Below are 17,583 nucleotides of genomic sequence, written 5' to 3'. Positions count from 1 at the left end.
GCGCGAAGAACGGAAGAACACGAGGGGCTATAGCTCAGTTGGTAGAGCGCCTGCATGGCATGCAGGAGGTCAGGAGTTCAATTCTCCTTAGCTCCACAGTCACCGAATCCCGTCCCCGCCAGGGGGCGGGATTCGTCGTTGTGCCCCCGATTGCCGTTACGGCTCCGCTCGCTGTGACGCCGCCCACCGTCAGGACTCCGCGCGCAGGCGCTCGATTCTGAGCCGGCTCTCCTCGTCGTTCGGCGTGTAGGTGACGATCCGGCACTCCGGCATCCCGTTCACGGAGAGGGAGACCGAGGTCAACCGGACCTCGCCCACCCGCTCGTGACGGAAGGTCTTCACCCGGGTCCCCGGCGGGACCACGTCGCCGCTCCGCCAGAGCCGGGCGAACTCCGGACTGGCCTCGGCGAGGAGCCGTACGAACTCCTCCCAGGCGGGCTCGCCCACGTGGCGTCCGTACGCGCCGCGCAGCTGGGCCACCATCAGCGGCAGCTCCCGCTTCCGGTCGACCACCGGACATCGGGGGTCCGGGACGCTGAAGAGCGCCCACAGCACGTTGCGCACGCCGAACGGGCCGGTGTCCATCACCCGCTCGTCCTGCATCAGCAGCCGCTCGTACACGACGTTGGTCGCGAGGACGTCGTACCGCGCGTTGTAGAGCACCGCGGGGTGGGGGACCAGGGCGTCGAGGATGCCCTGGAGCTCGGGGCTGACCACCTCGGGGTCCTCGGCGGCCCGGTCGGGCGCGTACGGCACTTCGGCGAGGTGGTAGAGGTGCTCGCGCTCGGGCCGGTCCAGCCGGAGGGTGCGGGCCACCGCGTCGAGCACCTGCGCCGAGGCGTTGATCGGCCGCCCCTGTTCCAGCCAGGTGTACCAGGTCACGCCGACCCCGGAGAGATGGGCGACCTCCTCGCGGCGCAGCCCGGGCGTGCGACGGCGGAGGCCCGGTGGCATCCCGACGTCCTCCGGTGTCACCCTGGCCCGGCGACTGCGCAGGAACGCGGCCAGTTCCGGCCGTCGGCGCCGCTGTGTCGGTGCTGCTGCCACAATCGTCACACCCCCATGGTCGAGTCCCCGTGCCGCCGCTGCCAGGTGCTGTCAGTACCAGCATCAGCGGGCTCTCGTTACCCGTATCGGATCGCCGTCACGCTCGACGCATGACCCCGACCACGACACGTCCCGCACTCAGTAAAGACCGTGGCACCGACAACCGCCCCGGACTACTGCTCGGAGTGGTGCTCGCCGCCCAGTTCATGGCGCTCCTCGACGTCTTCATCGTCAACGTCGCCGCCCCCACGATCCGCACCGAACTCGCCGCGTCCGGGTCCGCGCTCCAGCTCGTCATCGCCGGATACACCATCGCCTACGCGGTGTTGCTGATCACCGGAGCCCGCCTCGGCGACCTGCTCGGGCACCGCCGCATGTACCTCGGCGGCCTGGCCCTCTTCACCGCCGCCTCCCTCGCCTGCGGACTCGCCGCCGGAACAGGCCAGTTGATCGCCTTCCGGCTGGTCCAGGGCGCCGGCTCGGCCCTGATGATCCCTCAGGTGCTCAGCCTCATCCAGCGCAACTTCACCGGCGAACACCGGGTCCGCGCCCTCGGCGCCTACTCCGCGGTCCTGGCCACCGGCGCCGCCGCCGGCCAGGTCGTCGGCGGCGTCCTGGTGAGCGCCGACCTGTTCGGCACCGGCTGGCGGCCGGTCTTCCTCGTCAACGTCCCCATCGGGCTGGCCCTGCTCGTCCTCGGCACCAGGTTCCTGCCCGGGGACGCCCACACAGGTCCCACGCGTGCGCGTGCCCTCGACGTGCCCGGCCTGCTCCTGCTCGCCGCCGCCGTGTCCCTGTTGACCGTCCCCCTGGTCCTCGGCCAGGAGCAGGACTGGCCGCTGTGGTCCTGGCTCTCGCTCGGCGGCTCGCCGGTGTTCCTCGCCGCCTTCGGCACGTACGAGTCGCGGCTCGCCCGCCGCGGCGGCGCACCGCTCATCGCCCCGAGGGTCCTGCGCGTCCCCGGCATCGGACGGGCCGCCCTGTGGATCACCGTGGCGATGGGCGTCAACGCCGGGTTCCTGTTCACCCTCACCCTGCACCTGCAGGGCGGGCTCGGACACAGCGCCCTGCGCGCCGGACTCACCTTCGGTCCCGCCGCCGTCGTCTTCGGTGCCGTCGGGCTGACCTGGCGGCGCTGGCCGGCCGCGCTGCACCGCGCACTGGTCCCGGGCGGATTCCTGCTCGCGGCCGTGTCCGCCCTCGCCCTCGGCCGGGTGCTCGCGGACGGCACCTCGGGCGGCTGGGGGCTCTACCCGGCCCTGGGCGCGCTGGGAGCGGGCATCGCGCTGGCCTTCAGCCCGGCCCTGACCGGCGCGCTGGCCACCGTACGGCCCGAGGACGCGGCCGACGCCAGCGGTCTGCTCGCCACCGTCACCCAGCTCGGGCAGCTCATCGGCGTCGCCACCTTCGGCACGCTCTTCCTCGGCCGGCTCGCCGGTCCCGGAGCGCAGAGTTCCGCCGACGCGCTCTGGGTGACCACCCTCGCCCTGGCCGCCGCCTCGGTCATGGGCGCGGCCTCGGCGGTGCTGCCGCGCCGAGCACGCTGACCCTCTTGCGGGGCCATGGCAGAATCGGACGGCCGGAGGGGGACGAGGCTCCGGACGGGAGGGTGACCCACGTGCTCGGCGACAACGGCGGGGCGTCCAATGGGTGTACGGCCTGCGGCCACGGCTGGAGCTGATCGATGGGTGCACACAGGCGGAAATGCGACTGGTGCGGCAGCGGCACGCCCATCGTGCGCGACATGGACCCCGTCAACACCGGGTTCCAGTACTGGTGCGAGGAGTGCGCGCGGGCGCTGATCATAAAAGGCGACCCGATCGAGACGTACCGCGAGCTCGAGGGTGAGCCGATCTACGGCCGGCTCCTGGACGAGCACTGCACCCTCAAGCGGTTCTACTCCTTCGCGACGGCCTGACGCGGCGCCGTCGCGACGGTTCTCCTCCTCCGGCGCGGTCCCCGTCGCCGCGGCCTACTTCGTCACGGCCTGCTTCCGCGGCTGCCGCGTCCGCGTCTGCGTGGGCAGTGTCGGCGTCTCCTGGCGTCGCAGCGTCAGCGCGTACCCGGCGAGCAGCGCCGTCGTCGTCAGCGGGTAGATCGCCGAGAGCAGCATCTGCCCCGCGTTCTGGTCCAGTTCGGGGCGGCCCGGGTCGTGCGGAACCCACCACAGCGCGAACGACGCGAACACCAGGGCGACCGCCCCGGTCACCAGCCACGCGCGCGTGGCGCGGTCCGCGAGCAGGATCAGCAGCGGCACGCACCAGACCCAGTGGTGGGACCACGAGATCGGGCTGATCATCAGCGCCGTGAACGCGCAGACGAGGACGGCCACCGCCTTGTCGCCCCGCACCGCGGCCCGTACCGCGAGGACCATCGCCAGACCGCCCAGGACGGCCGCGGTCACCGCCCACCACATGCCCGGGTCGTCGGTGTGCATCAGGCGCGCCAGGACGCCGCGGATGGACTGGTTGCCGGTCTCCTCGGCGAAACCGACCCGGCCGGTCTCGAACAGGGTCTGCGTCCAGAACTTGCTCGAGTCCGCCGGCAGGGCCAGCGCCACCGCGAGCGTGGTGCCCAGGAACACCCCGGTCGCCGTGACGGCCGTGCGCAGCCACTGGTTCCACCCCCGGTCCCGGCGCCACAGCAGCAGGCCCGCGGCGAGCAGCAGGACCACGAAGAGCCCCGGTGTGAGCTTCACCGCGGTCGCGAGGCCGATGCCCAGACCGGCCCAGCGGCTGCCCTCGCGGCGCGTGAGGTCCCAGAGCACCGCCACCGCTATCAGCAGGTTGATCTGGCCGTACCGCAGCGTCGTCCACACCGGCTCGCACCACACCACGGCCGCGGCGACCCAGAACGTCCTGCGCCACAGATCCGCGCGGGACAGGGACGGGCGGACCAGCTGGAGCGAGAGCTGGACCAGGGCGACGACCAGGAGCAGGTTGCCCGCGGTGCTCAGCGTCCGCATCAGCGGGACGCTCACCCAGGTCAGCGGGACGAACAGCAGGGCGGCGAAGGGCGGGTAGGTCATGCCGAGGTTCGCCGAGGTGGCGCGCATCGCGTAGAGATCGCCGCCGGCTCTGACCGTCTCGCCCTCGGCCCGGTAGACCATCACGTCGAGCATGTTCACGTGGGCGAGGCGTTGCGCCACCCAGAAGGCCGCGAACGAGAGCAGACAGACCGCCGCGGCGGTGGCCAGGGGCGACGGCCGGGCGCGGGTTTTCGAGAGCACGGAGACGGACACAGTCGGCGACCCTACCCGGCTGGTCAGAGGGGTCCCGAGAACCGATTTGGAGTTCTGCCCGGGAGCCGGTTAATGTTCTGTCTGTCGCCGCGAGGGAAACCGAAACGGAGACGGAAAACAGCAAGGGGCTATAGCTCAGTTGGTAGAGCGCCTGCATGGCATGCAGGAGGTCAGGAGTTCAATTCTCCTTAGCTCCACAGAAAAGAAGCGGGGCACCCGGATCGGGTGGGCCGCTTCTTCTTCCCCCCCCCCCCGGGGCCGGGGTGGGCCCCCCCGGCGCCCAGTTGGTGAGAGCATTGGGAGGGAGGGAAGGATAAAAGGCGTCCACTTTTCCTTACCCAAAAAAAAAAGAAGCGGCCCACCCGGGTCGGGCCCCCCGCTTCTTCGTCACCCCCTCCCGGACGCCGGTGCGGCCCCTCCGGGCCCTGCGGTACCCTGGCGCCATGCGTGCCGTACGCCTTCTGCTTACCGAGCCGCGCTGACCAGTCCCGGCGGACGACAGACAATCCGTCGGAGTCGGCGCGGCATCCCCTCCTGTGCGAGGGGATTTTTCGTTTCGGGCTGACCAGCGGCCGAGGGCAGAGACGATCGATGGAGCTTCAAGGACCATGACCGAGATCAATACGGCCGCCGAGACGGCGGCCCCGCATCGCTACACGGCAGCCATGGCCGCCGACATCGAGGCACGCTGGCAGGACTTCTGGGACGCCGAGGGCACCTACGAGGCGCCGAACCCCACCGGTGACCTGGCGGGTGACCCCGAGGTCGCCGCCCGGCCCAAGAAGTTCATCATGGACATGTTCCCGTACCCCTCGGGTGCGGGCCTGCACGTCGGCCACCCGCTCGGCTACATCGCCACGGACGTCTTCGCCCGCCACGCGCGCATGACCGGCCACAACGTGCTGCACACCCTGGGCTTCGACGCCTTCGGCCTGCCCGCCGAGCAGTACGCCGTGCAGACGGGCACGCACCCGCGCGTGTCCACCGAGGCCAACATGGAGAACATGAAGGTCCAGCTGCGCCGGCTGGGCCTGGGCCACGACAAGCGCCGGTCGTTCGCCACGATCGACCCGGAGTACTACAAGTGGACCCAGTGGATCTTCCTGCAGATCTTCAACGCCTGGTACGACGACGAGGCCAAGAAGGCCCGTCCGATCGCCGAGCTGATCGAGCAGTTCGAGAACGGCACCCGTGAGGTCCCGGGCACCACGCGCGCGTGGAGCGAGCTGAGCGCCGCCGAGCGCTCCGACGTCCTGGGCGAGTACCGCCTGGCGTACGCCTCCGAGGCCCCCGTCAACTGGTGCCCCGGCCTGGGCACGGTTCTGGCCAACGAGGAGGTCACCGCCGACGGTCGCTCCGAGCGCGGCAACTTCCCCGTCTTCAAGTCCAAGCTGCGCCAGTGGAACATGCGGATCACCGCCTACGCGGACCGCCTGCTGGACGACCTGGACGGCCTGGACTGGCCCGAGGCGATCAAGCTGCAGCAGCGGAACTGGATCGGCCGCTCCGAGGGCGCCCGCGTCGACTTCCAGGTCGGCGACACCGGCGCGATCACGGTCTTCACCACCCGCCAGGACACGCTGTTCGGCGCCACTTACATGGTCCTGGCGCCCGAGCACGACCTGGTCGAGAAGATCGTCCCGGCGGCCTGGCCCGAGGGCACCCACGACGTGTGGACCGGCGGACACGCCACCCCGTCCGAGGCCGTCGACGCCTACCGCAAGCAGGCCGCCTCCAAGTCCGACGTCGAGCGCCAGGCCGAGGCCAAGGACAAGACCGGCGTCTTCACCGGCGCGTACGCGACCAACCCGGTCAGCGGCGAGCAGGTCCCCGTCTTCATCGCCGACTACGTCCTGATGGGCTACGGCACCGGCGCCATCATGGCCGTCCCCGCGCACGACACCCGCGACTTCGCCTTCGCGCGCGCCTTCGAGCTGCCGATGCGCTGTGTCGTCGAGCCGAGCGACGACCGCGGCACCGACCCGTCGACCTGGGACGACGCCTTCGCCTCGTACGAGGCGAAGCTGGTCAACTCCACCAACGACCAGATCTCCCTGGACGGCCTGGGCGTCGTCGACGCCAAGGCGAAGATCACCGCCTGGCTGGCCGACCGCGGCATCGGCGAGGGCACCGTCAACTTCCGCCTGCGCGACTGGCTGTTCAGCCGCCAGCGGTACTGGGGCGAGCCCTTCCCGATCGTCTACGACGAGGACGGCGTCGCCCACTCGCTGCCCGAGTCGATGCTGCCGCTGGAGCTGCCCGAGGTCGAGGACTACTCGCCGCGCACCTTCGACCCGGACGACGCCGACACCCAGCCCGAGACCCCGCTGTCCCGCAACGAGGACTGGGTCAACGTGACCCTGGACCTCGGTGACGGCGCCGGCCCGCGCCCGTACCGCCGCGAGACCAACACCATGCCCAACTGGGCCGGCTCCTGCTGGTACGAGCTGCGCTACCTGGACCCGCACAACTCCGAGAAGCTGGTCGACCCCGCCGTCGAGCAGTACTGGATGGGCCCGCGCGAGGGCATGCCGACCGGTGGCGTCGACCTGTACGTCGGCGGCGCCGAGCACGCCGTGCTGCACCTGCTGTACGCGCGCTTCTGGTCCAAGATGCTGTTCGACCTGGGCCACATCTCCTCGGCCGAGCCGTTCCACAAGCTCTACAACCAGGGCATGATCCAGGCCTTCGTCTACCGGGACGCGCGCGGGATCGCCGTACCGGCGGCCGAGGTCGAGGAGCGCGACGGCGGCTTCTGGTACCAGGGCGAGAAGGTCAGCCGCGTCCTGGGCAAGATGGGCAAGTCCCTGAAGAACGCGGTCACCCCGGACGAGATCTGCTCCGAGTACGGCGCCGACACCCTGCGCCTGTACGAGATGGCCATGGGCCCGCTGGACGTCTCGCGTCCGTGGGACACGCGCGCGGTGGTCGGCCAGTACCGCCTGCTGCAGCGCCTGTGGCGCAACATCGTCGACGAGGCGACCGGCGAGGTCACCGTCGTCGACGACGCGCCCGACGAGGACACGCTGCGCGCCCTGCACAAGGCGATCGACGGCGTCGCCCAGGACATGGCGGCGATGCGCTTCAACACCGCCATCGCCAAGATCACCGAGCTGAACAACCACCTGACGAAGGCCGGCGGCGCGATCTCCCGGCCGGTCGCCGAGCAGCTGGTGCTGCTGGTCGCCCCGCTGGCCCCGCACATCTCCGAGGAGCTGTGGCGCCGGCTGGGTCACACCGACTCGGTCGTCCACCAGGACTTCCCGGTCGCCGACCCGGCGTACGTCGTCGACGAGACCGTGACCTGCGTCGTGCAGATCAAGGGCAAGGTCAAGGCGCGCCTGGAGGTCTCCCCGTCGATCACCGACGCGGAGCTGGAGACGCTGGCACTGGCCGACCCGCACGTCGTCGCGGCGCTGGGCGGCGCGGAGATCCGCAAGGTGATCGTGCGCGCGCCGAAGCTGGTCAACATCGTCGCAGGCTAGGGCGCATAGGGGTTTCCCCTACGGGCAGGTTGGGGGTTCCGAAGGGAACCCCCAACCTGCCCGTTCCGTTTACCGTGGAGGAACCACAGCCGTGGGGACTCGACCGACGCCGGAGGGGCGCACATGGAAGCCACGATTATCACGATCATGGCGCTGCTCTTCTTCGCCTTCGTGGCGCTCGGGGTGTTCGTGACCGTGAAGGTCGCCAAGGCGGCCAAGCGCGGCGTCGACCGCACCCTCGACCAGGCCCGGCGCACCGTCGAGGACACCACGCTGCGGGCCAAGAGCTTCGGCCAGGCCGGCGTCGCGAGCGAGCTGGCCAGGCTGCGGCTGTCGCTGCGCACCTCCATGCGCGCCACCCAGGAGGCGCTGCAGGCGGGCGCCGTCGAGGACGCCTCGCTGAAGGAGTCCCTCGAACTCTTCCAGCGGCTCAGCGCCCACGGGCTCGAACTGGACAGCGACCTCAAGCGCCTGGAGCGCGAGCCCGACCGGGCGTGGGTCTCCGGTCAGCTCCCCGAACTCGCCGCGCGGACCGAGCGGATCACCGGCTCGGCCGACGCACTGCGCCGCGCCGCCCGGGACCGGGCCCTCAAGTTCGCCGAGGACGACCTGTCGTCGCTCAGCGCCCAGATCGACGTCGAGGCGGGCGCCCTGCGCCACTGGACCGGGCCGGACGCGGCCCAGGGGACTTCGACCGCTCCCGGCGCGGCCCACGGGACTGCTTCCGGGCCCTCTGCTTCCGGTACGGCGCACGGGGCCGCTTCCGGGCCTTCCGCTTCCGGTACGGCGGCCGGTGGGGCGGCGGGCGCGACGCACGGGGGAGAGCCGTCCGCGATCACGGCGCCGGACCCCCGGCGGGCCGCCTACCCCTGGGAGAAGGCCGCCCGGCCGGAGACGACCACCTGACGGACGGCGCTCCGGGACACCGGGACGTGGTGACGACGAGGGGGGTCGGGCTGCCGTGCGGCCGCCCCGGCGGGTAACCTCCCGCTCATGTCCCGGCATGTCGCGATCGTCACCGATTCCACGGCCTATCTGCCACGCCAGACGAGGGAGCGGCACGCGATCACCACGGTCCCGCTGACCGTCGTCATCGGCGACCGCGCCCTTGAGGAGGGCACCGAGATCTCGGCCGTGGCCCTCGCCGAGGCCTTGCAGAAGCGGCGGCCCGTCACCACCTCGCGCCCGAGTCCCGAGGTGTTCGCCGCCGCCTACCGGCAGGCCGCCGAGGCCGGGGCGACGGGCATCGTCTCGCTCCACCTCTCCGCCGAGGTATCCGGGACCTATGACGCCGCCGCCCTCGCGGCGAAGGACGCGCCCGTACCCGTACGGGTCGTCGACACCCGCATGATGGGTATGGCGGTCGGCTTCTGCGCCCTGGCCGCGGCCGAGGTCGCCGAAGCGGGCGGCTCCCTCGACGAGGCCGTCGCCGCGGCCGAGAAGCGCGCCGCGGGCACCTCCGCCTACTTCTACGTCGACACCCTCGACTATCTCCGCCGAGGCGGCCGCATCGGCACTGCCCAGGCGCTCCTCGGCTCCGCCCTCGCGGTCAAGCCCCTCCTCGAACTCGACGGCGGACGCATCGAACTCCGGGAGAAGGTGCGCACGGCCTCCAAGGCCATCGCCCGCCTTGAGGAGATCGCCGTCGAACGCGCCGGCTCCGGCCCCGTCGACATCGCCGTCCACCACCTCTCCGCGCCCGAACGAGCCGCCGCCCTGGCGGACCGCCTCAGGGAGCGCGTATCCGGAGTCCAAGAACTGCACGTCAGCGAGGTCGGCGCGGTCATCGGCGCCCACACGGGACCCGGACTCCTCGCGGTGGTCGTCTCCCCGCGCTGAGACCGTCCGTCCCCCGGGAGAGTGACGGAGTTTTCCACAGCCGCCGCGCTGTCCACGGATCGGTGACGAGCGCCGCACTGACGCTCCGTGACTCCTACCGTCACGAGCATGACTCTTCGTACACGCATCGCATCGACCGCACCAGGGACCCCGGGCTCCACGGTGACCCAAGGCCCCACGGTGACCCAAGGCTCCGCAGTGCCCCTGGGCTCCACAGTGACCCACGGCTCCACGGGGCCTTCGACGAGTGGGCCCGGCCGGCCGCCCGGCTCGGACGGCCGGAGCCGCCACGGCGGAGGCGGCGGACGCGGCACGGGGCCCGGCCGGGCGCGGAGGCGCGCCCGGGTGAGGCGTGTCGCCGCGGGGCCGCCTGGTGTCGGGGCTCGGTGGCGGGGAGAGGCGATGTTCCCGGCTGCCTTGCCGGGCGGGCAGGCAAGGCAGGAATCGCAGGAATGGCGGGAACCGCGGGAATCGCAGGAGTCGACCGCGGCGCCGGAGGTGCGGGAGGAACCGGCGGCGCCGGAGCGGGGCTCGCCGGGTGGGCTGCGGGGGCGGCTGGGGGTGGCCGTCCGTGAGCGGATGCCGGTCTGGGTGCAGACGAGGTGCGGGCTCGAACCGAGGACGCTGGCCGCGCTGACGGTGCTCCTCGTCGTGGCCGCGGGGCTCGCGGGCGGTTACTTCTGGACCGGGCGGCCGGAGCGGGTGCGGGCCCCCGAGCTCGTTCGCGCCGCCCGTCCGGCGACCGCGCCCGCCGTGCCAGCCGCGCCTGCCGTACCTGCCGCGCCTGGGGTGCGCGGCGGGCTCGGTGCGAAGGCGGGGGAGGGGGCCGGGCCGGCCGGGGCGAAGGTGGTCGTCGATGTGGGCGGCAAGGTGCGAAGGCCCGGGGTGCTGACCCTGCCGGCGGGCTCGCGGGTGGCGGACGCCCTGCACGCGGCGGGTGGTGTGCGTCCGGGCGCCGATCTCACCGGGCTCAACCGGGCCCGGGTCCTGTTCGACGGCGAGCAGGTGCTCGTGGGGCTGCCGGGGGTCCCGGCCGGTGGAGGCGGTGGAGGCGGAAGCGGAGACGTGGGCGGTGGCGGCGGGTTGCCCGGGGCGCCGCTGAGCCTCAACACCGCGACGGTCGAGCAGCTCGACACCCTCCCCGGTGTCGGCCCGGTTCTCGCGCAGCACATCGTGGACCACCGTGTCGCGCACGGGGGCTTCCGCTCGGTCGCGGAGCTCCGGGAGGTCAACGGCATCGGCGAGCGTCGGTTCGCCGACCTGGAACCACTGGTCCGGCCGTGAGGGGCGAGACGGCCGCGGTGACGCCCCTTCCGGCTTCTGTGGCTTCGGTGGCCGAGGGGCCGGTGGATCTCCGGCTCGTGCCGCTCGCGATGGCGGCGTGGGTGGCGGCCGCCTGCGGATGGGGTGTTTCGGGGTGGTGGGCGGTGACGGGGGTCGCGGTGTGCGTGCTCGGGGCCGTGGTCCTGCTGGGGCCGGCGATGGCTCGGCGGTGGCGGTTGGGGGTGACGGTGTGGGCGGGGGTGTTGTTGTGTGCGGCGGCGGGGGCCGCGTCGGCGGGGCTGCATGCGGCGGACCTGCGGCGGGGGCCGGTGCCGGGGTTGGCGGGGGAGCAGGCGCGGGTGCGGGTGGAGGTGACGGTGACGTCCGATCCACGGCTCACCAGGCCCCGGGTGCGGGGGAACGCGATGGCGCCGGTCTCGGTGGTCCTGGACGGGGAGGTGGTCCGGGTCGAGCGGGCGGACGGATCGGTGTACCGGACGCGCGCGCCGGTGCTGGTGATCGTGCCGCCGGGGGAGGGGCGGGGCGAATGGCTGCGGCTCCTTCCTTCCACGCGGCTGCGGGTCGGCGGGCGGCTCGTGCCACCGCTGCGGTCGGGCGAGCCGTTCGCCGCGGTGCTGAAGGCGGACAGGGCCGGGCCGCCGCGGATCGTGGGCCCGCCGAGCGTGTTGCAGCGGACGGCGGGGGAGCTGCGGGCGGGGCTGAGGAAGGCGAGCGAGGGGCTCGACCCGGACGCGCGGGCCCTGCTGCCCGGGCTGGTGGTCGGGGACACCTCCAGGGTCGGCCCCGATCTGCGGGACGCGTTCGAAGCCGCCGATCTCACGCACTTGCTGGCGGTGTCCGGAAGCAATCTGTCGATCGTCCTGCTGCTGCTCGTCGGGCGTCCGGGGCGGGCGCACCAGGTGGAGAGGAGCGGGCTCGCGCCACGGCTCGGGCTTTCGCTGCGGGTGACCGCGCTGGCAGGGGGAGCGCTGACATCGGCCTTCGTGGTCGTCTGCCGGCCCGATCCCAGTGTTCTGCGCGCGGCGGCCTGTGGATTCGTCGTCCTCCTCGCGATCGGTACCGGGCGCAGGAGATCGCTGATCCCGGCGCTTGCGGCCGCCGTGCTCGTCCTGGTGCTCTACGACCCCCGGCTCGCGCGGAGTTACGGATTCCTGCTCTCGGTGCTGGCCACCGGGTCGCTCCTCACGGTCGCCCCGCGGTGGAGCGACGCGCTGCGGCGGCGCAAGGTGCCGGGCAGGTTGGCGGAAGCGCTGGCCGCGGCGCTCGCCGCGCAGGCGGTCTGCGCTCCGGTCGTGGTCGTGTTCGCGGCGCGGGTGAGCCTGGTGGCGATTCCGGCGAACCTGTTCGCGGAACTCGCGGTCGCGCCCGCCACGGTGCTCGGATTCGCCACGCTCGCTCTGGCGCCGATGTGGGCGACGGGGGCGGAAGGCCTGGCGTGGGTGGCCGGGTGGCCGACCGGGTGGATCGCGTGGGTGGCCCGGTGGTGCGCTTCGCTGCCGGGGGCGGAAGTGGCCTGGCCCGGGGGATGGTGGGGCGGTCTCGGCCTCGCGCTGCTCACCGGGCTTGTGGTGCTCGGGGTGCGGAAGCTGCCGTACCGGGGGCCCGTCGCGGTGCTCCTCGCCGCGCTGCTCCTGGTCGTGGTGGTGCGGCCGGCGCCGCTGGCCCGGTGGGTCACCGGGTGGCCGCCACCGGATTGGGTGTTCGCGATGTGCCAGGTGGGGCAGGGGGACGCGACGGTGCTCGCGGCGGGCGGGGACGCCGCCGTGGTGGTGGACGCCGGCCCCGACCCCGTACCGGTGGACAGGTGCCTTCGGGAGCTCGGGGTGAGCCGGGTGCCGTTGCTGGTCCTCACCCACTTCCACGCGGACCACGTGGCGGGTCTGCCGGGTGTGCTGCGCGGGCGTTCGGTGGGGGCGATCCAGACCACGGGGCTCGAAGAGCCCCCGGCGCAGGCGGCGTTCGTGCGGCGGACCGCGGCGGCCGCGGGGGTGCCGCTGATCCCGGCGAACCCGGGGGAGGTGCGACGGGTGGGGGGCCTGGAGTGGCGGGTGCTCTGGCCTCCGGCCGGCTTGGGCCCCGGGGCAGGGAGAGCGGTGGGGGTCGGGAGCGTCGGCGGGGCCAACGACGCCAGCGTCACGTTGCTGGTGCGTGCGCGGGGTGGGGTGAGTGTGCTGCTTCTGGGGGATCTGGAGCCGCCCGCGCAGCGGGAGTTGGTGCGGGCGTATCCCGGGCTGGCGCCGGTGGACGTGCTCAAGGTCGCGCATCACGGGTCCGCGCATCAGGACCCGGGGCTCATGGAGGTGGTGAGGCCGAGGCTGGCGCTGGTGTCGGCGGGGCGGGACAACCCGTACGGGCATCCCTCGCCGCGGACGGTGGAGGCGCTGAGGGCGGGTGGGGCGCGGGTGCTCCGGACGGATGTGGACGGGGCGATCGCGGTGGTGGGGGAGGGGAGGGGGCTGATGGCGGCCACGAGCCCGTGAGGAGTCCTCGCAGGGGATCCTTGTAAAGAAGTCCTTGTAAAGAAGTCTTTCTAAAGCTAGCTTTACATCATGCCGGAGACGAGTGAGCCGCACCCCGGGGACGAGCAGCCCCGCAGCATCCGCCTGACCGACCCGCGCGCCCTGCGGGCCTACGCCCATCCCCTGCGGATGACCCTCGTGGGACTGCTGCGCAGTCACGGGCCCTTCACCGCCACGCGGGCGGCCGAGCTGACCGGCGAGTCCGTGGCCAGCTGCTCTTACCACCTGCGGATACTCGCCAAGTACGGGCTCGTGGAGGAGGCGCCGGGCGGGCGGGGGCGGGAGAAGCCCTGGCGGGCCACGGCGCGGTACACGGAGTGGCCCGACCACAGCGAGGACGGCGCCGTCGCGGAGGCCGCCGAGGCGCTGACCGCCGCGGTCGCCGAGCGCTACTTCGAGCGGGTCACCCGGGCCATGGAGAACCGGCACCGGCTGCCGAAGGAGTGGCGGGAGGCCGAGCGCTTCGGCGACTCCGTGCTCCACCTGACCCCCGAGGAGCTCGTCGGCCTCGCCGAGCGGATCGACGCGCTGCTCGCCCCGTACGACGCGCGCGCGACCGACCCGTCCCTCAGGCCCGAGGGCGCCAAGCGGGTCACCGTCCTGCGGATCGCCTACCTGGACCAGGACCCCACCGACAGCGAAGAGGAGTGAGAGGGATGGCCCTCGTGGAACGAGTACCGGCACTGCTGCGCGAGCGTGCCTTCCGCCGCTACTGGACCGGCCAGACCATCTCCCTCACCGGCGACCAGATATCGCTCATGGCCATCCCACTGGCCGCCGTCCTGATCCTCGGCGCCGACGCCGCCGCGATGGGCTGGCTCAAGACCGCCGAGCTCCTGCCCACCCTCCTGTTCAACCTGCCGCTCGGAGCCTGGGCCGACCGGCAGGCACACCGCAGGCGCGCCATGATCGCGGCCGACCTCGGCCGGGCGGCGCTGGTGCTGACCCTCCCCGTGGCCTACGCCCTCGACGCGCTGACGCTCGGCCAGCTCTACGCGGTGGCCTTCGGGATCGGGGCGCTCACCGTGCTCTTCGAGGTCTGCAACAGCACGCTCCTCGTGGCGCTCGTCCCCACCGAGCGCTATGTGCAGGCGAACTCGCTGGTCAACGGCAGCCGTTCGGTGGCGTGGCTCGCCGGACCCGGGATCGGGGGCATCCTCGTGCAGGTGCTCACGGCGCCGTTCGCCCTCGTCGCGGACGCCCTCACCTACCTGGTGTCGGCCGGTTACCTGGCCCGGATCAGGCCCGTCGAACCCCCGCCGGCCCCCGTGGCCAAGGGGCACTTCACCGAGGGGCTGCGCTGGGTGATCCGCGAGCGTTCGATGCGCGCGCTGTTCGCCGGCTCCGGCACCCTCCAGTTCTTCAACTACATGTTCCACACCCTCTTCGTGCTCTACGCCGCCACCGAGCTCGGCGTCGGCGCGGGGCTGCTCGGTCTGATCCTCGGTGCCGGAGCGGTGGGCGGTCTGATCGGCGCTGCGTTCGCGGGAGCGGTCGTCCGGCGGATCGGCGTCGGCCCCTCGCTCGTCGCCGGCTTCCTCGGATTCACGCTGCCCCTGCTGCTGATACCCCTGGCCGACGGGCCGCTCGCGCTGGTGGTGGCCGTCATGTTCACGGCGGAGTTCCTCTCCTGCGTCGGGGTGATGATCGCGGACACCGCCGGAGGGTCGCTCCAGATGGCGCTGATACCCGACGCCATGCGGGCCCGCGTCATGGGCGCGTACCGGACGCTCAACCACGGCTTCCGCCCGCTCGGCGCGCTCGTCGGCGGCTTCCTCGGCACCGCGATCGGGCTGCGCCCGACGCTGTGGATCGCCACCGCCGGAGCCGTACTCGCCGTGCTCTGGCTGCTGCCCTCGCCGCTGCCGCGGATGCGCGAACTGCCCAGGAGGGAGGAGGAGTCCGTGCCGGTCGGATAAGGACGGGCCTCTGTCGGCGGTCTTCGGAGGTCTTCGGCAGACTGCGGGTATGACTACATCACCGACGCCGCCGAAGCCGTCCGGTTCACCTGTCCCGTCCGGTCTGCCTGTCCCGTCCGGCCCGCTCGCCCCGCCCGAGCCGGCCGCTGTCGACGCGTATCTGCGGAGGATCGGTGCGGAGCGGCCGGTGCGGGCGGATGCGGAGGCGCTGCGCGAACTGCATCTGCGGCACCTGCGGACGGTGCCGTTCGAGAACCTGTCGATCCACCTCGGCGAGCCCGTCGTCCTCGACGAGAAGGCGCTGCTCGACAAGGTGGTCGGGGCGGGGAGGGGCGGCTTCTGCTACGAGGTCAACACCGCTTTCGCCGTGCTGCTCCGCGGTCTCGGGTACGAGGTGGCGCTGCTCCAGGCGCGGGTGATCGGGGCGGAGGGCAGGCCGGGCATCCCGTACGACCACATGGCGTTGCTGGTGGAGACGGCCGAGGGGGAGCGGTGGCTGGCCGACGTCGGCTTCGGCGACCACGGGCACTTCCCGCTGGCCTTCGACGAGCGCGGCGACCAAGAGGACCCGGGCGGTGTCTTCCGGATCGAGGAGGCCGACGGCGGTGACCTGGACGTGCTGCGGGACGGGAAGCCGCAGTACCGGCTGGAGACCAGGCCGCGCGAGCTCGCGGACTTCACGGCCGGGGCCTGGTACCACCAGACCTCGCCCGACTCGCACTTCCCGCGCTCCCTCATCTGCTCCCGGCTGACCGAGGACGGCCGGATCACGCTCAGCGACCGCAAGCTGATCACGCGGGCCCACGGCGAGCGGACCGAGCGGGAACTCGAAGGCGAGGCGGAAGTGCGGGAGGCGTACCGGGACCTGTTCGGCATCGTGCTCGACGCGCTGCCGGTCGTACGAGGGGGAAATCCCGATAAGCGGACCGCTTGACCCGATACCCGGACGTCTTAAGCGGAATCCCCAATTCGGACCCTCGGTAACACTTGCCGCGTTTGCCTCGAACCCCTCGACGGTGATCGAATGCGGATTCGTTGCAGTGTGAACGAGTCGCACGGGGGTGCGTGAAGAATGTTCGACCGTCTCTTCGGGAAGCGCGCGGCGGGTGCCGCACGGGGCGGCCCGTTCGCCGGTGTCGCCGTACCCTCCTCGGCCGGGGTGCTGAGCTGCCGGGTGCTCGACCCCGTGCACGAGCCCGTCCGCCAGGCCGAGTTCGTCGTCAGCGACGCGGCCGGCCGCAAGGTGCTCGCGGGGGAGACCGACCCGTACGGCACGGCCCTCGCGACTGTGCCCGCGGGGGAGTACCGGCTCGCCGTCACCGCCGAGGGGTACACCCCGCACCACGGCACCGCCGTCGTCGCCGAGGGCGGCCACACCGGCCTCGGCGACGTCCTCCTCCAGGTCGCCCCGCAGCCCCAGCTGCCCGAGCCGGGCGACTGGGAGATCGACCCGGCGCACTCGCAGATCGGCTTCACCGCGCGCCACATCGGGCTCGCCCGGATCCACGGCCGGTTCAACAGCTTCGCGGGCGCCGTGCGGATCGCCGACCGCATGGAGAACTCCGCGATGCACGTCGTCATCGACGCGGCCTCCATCGACACCGGGGTCCAGATGCGCGACGACCACCTGCGCTCCGGCGACTTCCTCGACGTCGGCGCCTACCCGACGCTGGAGTTCTTCAGCGAGCGCTTCACCCACCGGGGCGGCACCCGCTGGGCCGTCACCGGCGCCCTCACCCTTCACGGCGTGAGCCGCACCATCACGCTCGACACCCAGTACCTCGGCCTCGGCAACGGCCTCGAAGGCGAGACGCGCTGCGCCTGCCGCGCCTCCACCGAACTCCACCGCGAGGACTTCACCCTCACCTGGCAGACGCTGCTCGCGCGCGGCATCGCGGCCGTCGGGTCCAGCATCAGCATCGACCTCGACATCCAGATCGTGCCGAAGAAGGGCTGAGGGCCGAGGGCCGGGCGCCGAGGGCCGGGGCCGGGCGCCCCGGGCTCACGGGGCTTCGAGCCAGCCCTCGTGTTCGGCCGCGAGGGCGTCGAGGGCGGCTGGGTCGAGGCGGCCGTCCGGGTCCTCCACGACCACCAGCCACTGCGCGTCCTCGGCGTCGTCCTCGCCGGCGAGGGAGTCCCGTACGAGCTGAGGCTCCTCGGTCACGCCGAAACGGTCGGGGAGTTCCTCGGCCACCTCCTCGGCGGCGTCGCGGTCGGGAAGCACCAGTACGTGTCGTTCGCTCACCCCG

At 72.5% G+C, this 17,583-nt stretch carries 14 protein-coding genes and 2 tRNA genes; 13 read left to right on the top strand and 3 right to left on the bottom strand.

The features are described from left to right. The first annotated feature begins 23 nt into the window (after nt 1-23). A tRNA-Ala gene (locus tag ACZ7G1_RS20490) sits at nt 24-96 on the top strand. 93 nt (nt 97-189) lie between these two features. Here ACZ7G1_RS20490 and ACZ7G1_RS20485 read toward each other — a convergent pair. Continuing rightward, nucleotides 190-1,056 (bottom strand): helix-turn-helix transcriptional regulator, encoded by an 867-nt coding sequence (locus ACZ7G1_RS20485; RefSeq protein WP_470873023.1) that lies wholly within the window; start codon nt 1,054-1,056, stop codon nt 190-192. Between the two features lie 101 nt (nt 1,057-1,157). Between ACZ7G1_RS20485 and ACZ7G1_RS20480 the strand changes: the two genes are divergently transcribed. Both ACZ7G1_RS20480 and ACZ7G1_RS20475 read left to right on the top strand, forming a co-directional pair. Next, entirely contained in the window at nt 1,158-2,594 is a 1,437-nt protein-coding gene (locus ACZ7G1_RS20480) for an MFS transporter (RefSeq protein WP_470873025.1), read from the top strand. A gap of 137 nt (nt 2,595-2,731) precedes the next feature. Continuing rightward, nucleotides 2,732-2,965, top strand: coding sequence for a hypothetical protein (locus tag ACZ7G1_RS20475; protein ID WP_017239283.1), 234 nt, complete (start codon nt 2,732-2,734; stop codon nt 2,963-2,965). Between the two features lie 54 nt (nt 2,966-3,019). On the opposite strand, the gene ACZ7G1_RS20470 is transcribed toward ACZ7G1_RS20475, so the two are convergent. Next, the gene (locus tag ACZ7G1_RS20470; RefSeq protein WP_470873027.1) at nt 3,020-4,288 is read right to left on the bottom strand and encodes a glycosyltransferase 87 family protein; all 1,269 of its coding nucleotides are present in this window, start codon (nt 4,286-4,288) and stop codon (nt 3,020-3,022) included. 124 nt (nt 4,289-4,412) lie between these two features. Between ACZ7G1_RS20470 and ACZ7G1_RS20465 the strand changes: the two genes are divergently transcribed. The 10 genes from ACZ7G1_RS20465 (at nt 4,413) to ACZ7G1_RS20420 (ending at nt 17,291) form a co-directional block, all read left to right on the top strand. Further along, nucleotides 4,413-4,485: transfer RNA gene (locus ACZ7G1_RS20465), tRNA-Ala, on the top strand. Between the two features lie 411 nt (nt 4,486-4,896). Continuing rightward, complete coding sequence (gene leuS, locus ACZ7G1_RS20460) at nt 4,897-7,773, top strand: leucine--tRNA ligase (protein WP_470873028.1); 2,877 nt, start codon at nt 4,897-4,899, stop codon at nt 7,771-7,773. A gap of 123 nt (nt 7,774-7,896) precedes the next feature. Beyond that, nucleotides 7,897-8,679: a hypothetical protein gene (locus ACZ7G1_RS20455; protein WP_470873030.1), complete on the top strand. Its 783-nt coding sequence runs from the start codon at nt 7,897-7,899 to the stop codon at nt 8,677-8,679. A gap of 87 nt (nt 8,680-8,766) precedes the next feature. Continuing rightward, nucleotides 8,767-9,612, top strand: a complete 846-nt coding sequence (locus ACZ7G1_RS20450) for a DegV family protein (protein ID WP_470873032.1) — start codon at nt 8,767-8,769, stop codon at nt 9,610-9,612. 402 nt (nt 9,613-10,014) lie between these two features. After that, entirely contained in the window at nt 10,015-10,896 is an 882-nt protein-coding gene (locus tag ACZ7G1_RS20445; protein ID WP_470873034.1) for a ComEA family DNA-binding protein, read from the top strand. An 89-nt stretch (nt 10,897-10,985) separates the two neighbouring features. Further along, nucleotides 10,986-13,376 carry a ComEC/Rec2 family competence protein gene (locus tag ACZ7G1_RS20440; RefSeq protein ID WP_470873359.1) on the top strand — a complete coding sequence of 797 codons (2,391 nt, stop codon included), beginning with the start codon at nt 10,986-10,988 and terminating at the stop codon, nt 13,374-13,376. A gap of 69 nt (nt 13,377-13,445) precedes the next feature. Next, nucleotides 13,446-14,066, top strand: a complete 621-nt coding sequence (locus tag ACZ7G1_RS20435) for a winged helix-turn-helix domain-containing protein (RefSeq protein ID WP_470873036.1) — start codon at nt 13,446-13,448, stop codon at nt 14,064-14,066. Nucleotides 14,067-14,071: 5 nt separating this feature from the next. Beyond that, nucleotides 14,072-15,334 (top strand): MFS transporter, encoded by a 1,263-nt coding sequence (locus tag ACZ7G1_RS20430; protein ID WP_470873037.1) that lies wholly within the window; start codon nt 14,072-14,074, stop codon nt 15,332-15,334. A 49-nt stretch (nt 15,335-15,383) separates the two neighbouring features. Next, the gene (locus ACZ7G1_RS20425) at nt 15,384-16,268 is read left to right on the top strand and encodes an arylamine N-acetyltransferase family protein (protein ID WP_470873039.1); all 885 of its coding nucleotides are present in this window, start codon (nt 15,384-15,386) and stop codon (nt 16,266-16,268) included. 138 nt (nt 16,269-16,406) lie between these two features. Then, entirely contained in the window at nt 16,407-17,291 is an 885-nt protein-coding gene (locus tag ACZ7G1_RS20420) for a YceI family protein (RefSeq protein WP_470873041.1), read from the top strand. 45 nt (nt 17,292-17,336) lie between these two features. Here the strand turns inward: ACZ7G1_RS20420 and ACZ7G1_RS20415 are convergent, their stop codons facing one another. Next, nucleotides 17,337-17,579, bottom strand: a complete 243-nt coding sequence (locus ACZ7G1_RS20415) for a hypothetical protein (protein ID WP_470873042.1) — start codon at nt 17,577-17,579, stop codon at nt 17,337-17,339. Nucleotides 17,580-17,583: the final 4 nt, after the last annotated feature.

The sequence above is a fragment of the Streptomyces sp. NPDC037273 genome, from assembly GCF_055603625.1.
Note: the sequence above shows the minus strand (reverse complement) of the source record. Positions and strands in the feature narration are given on the sequence as shown.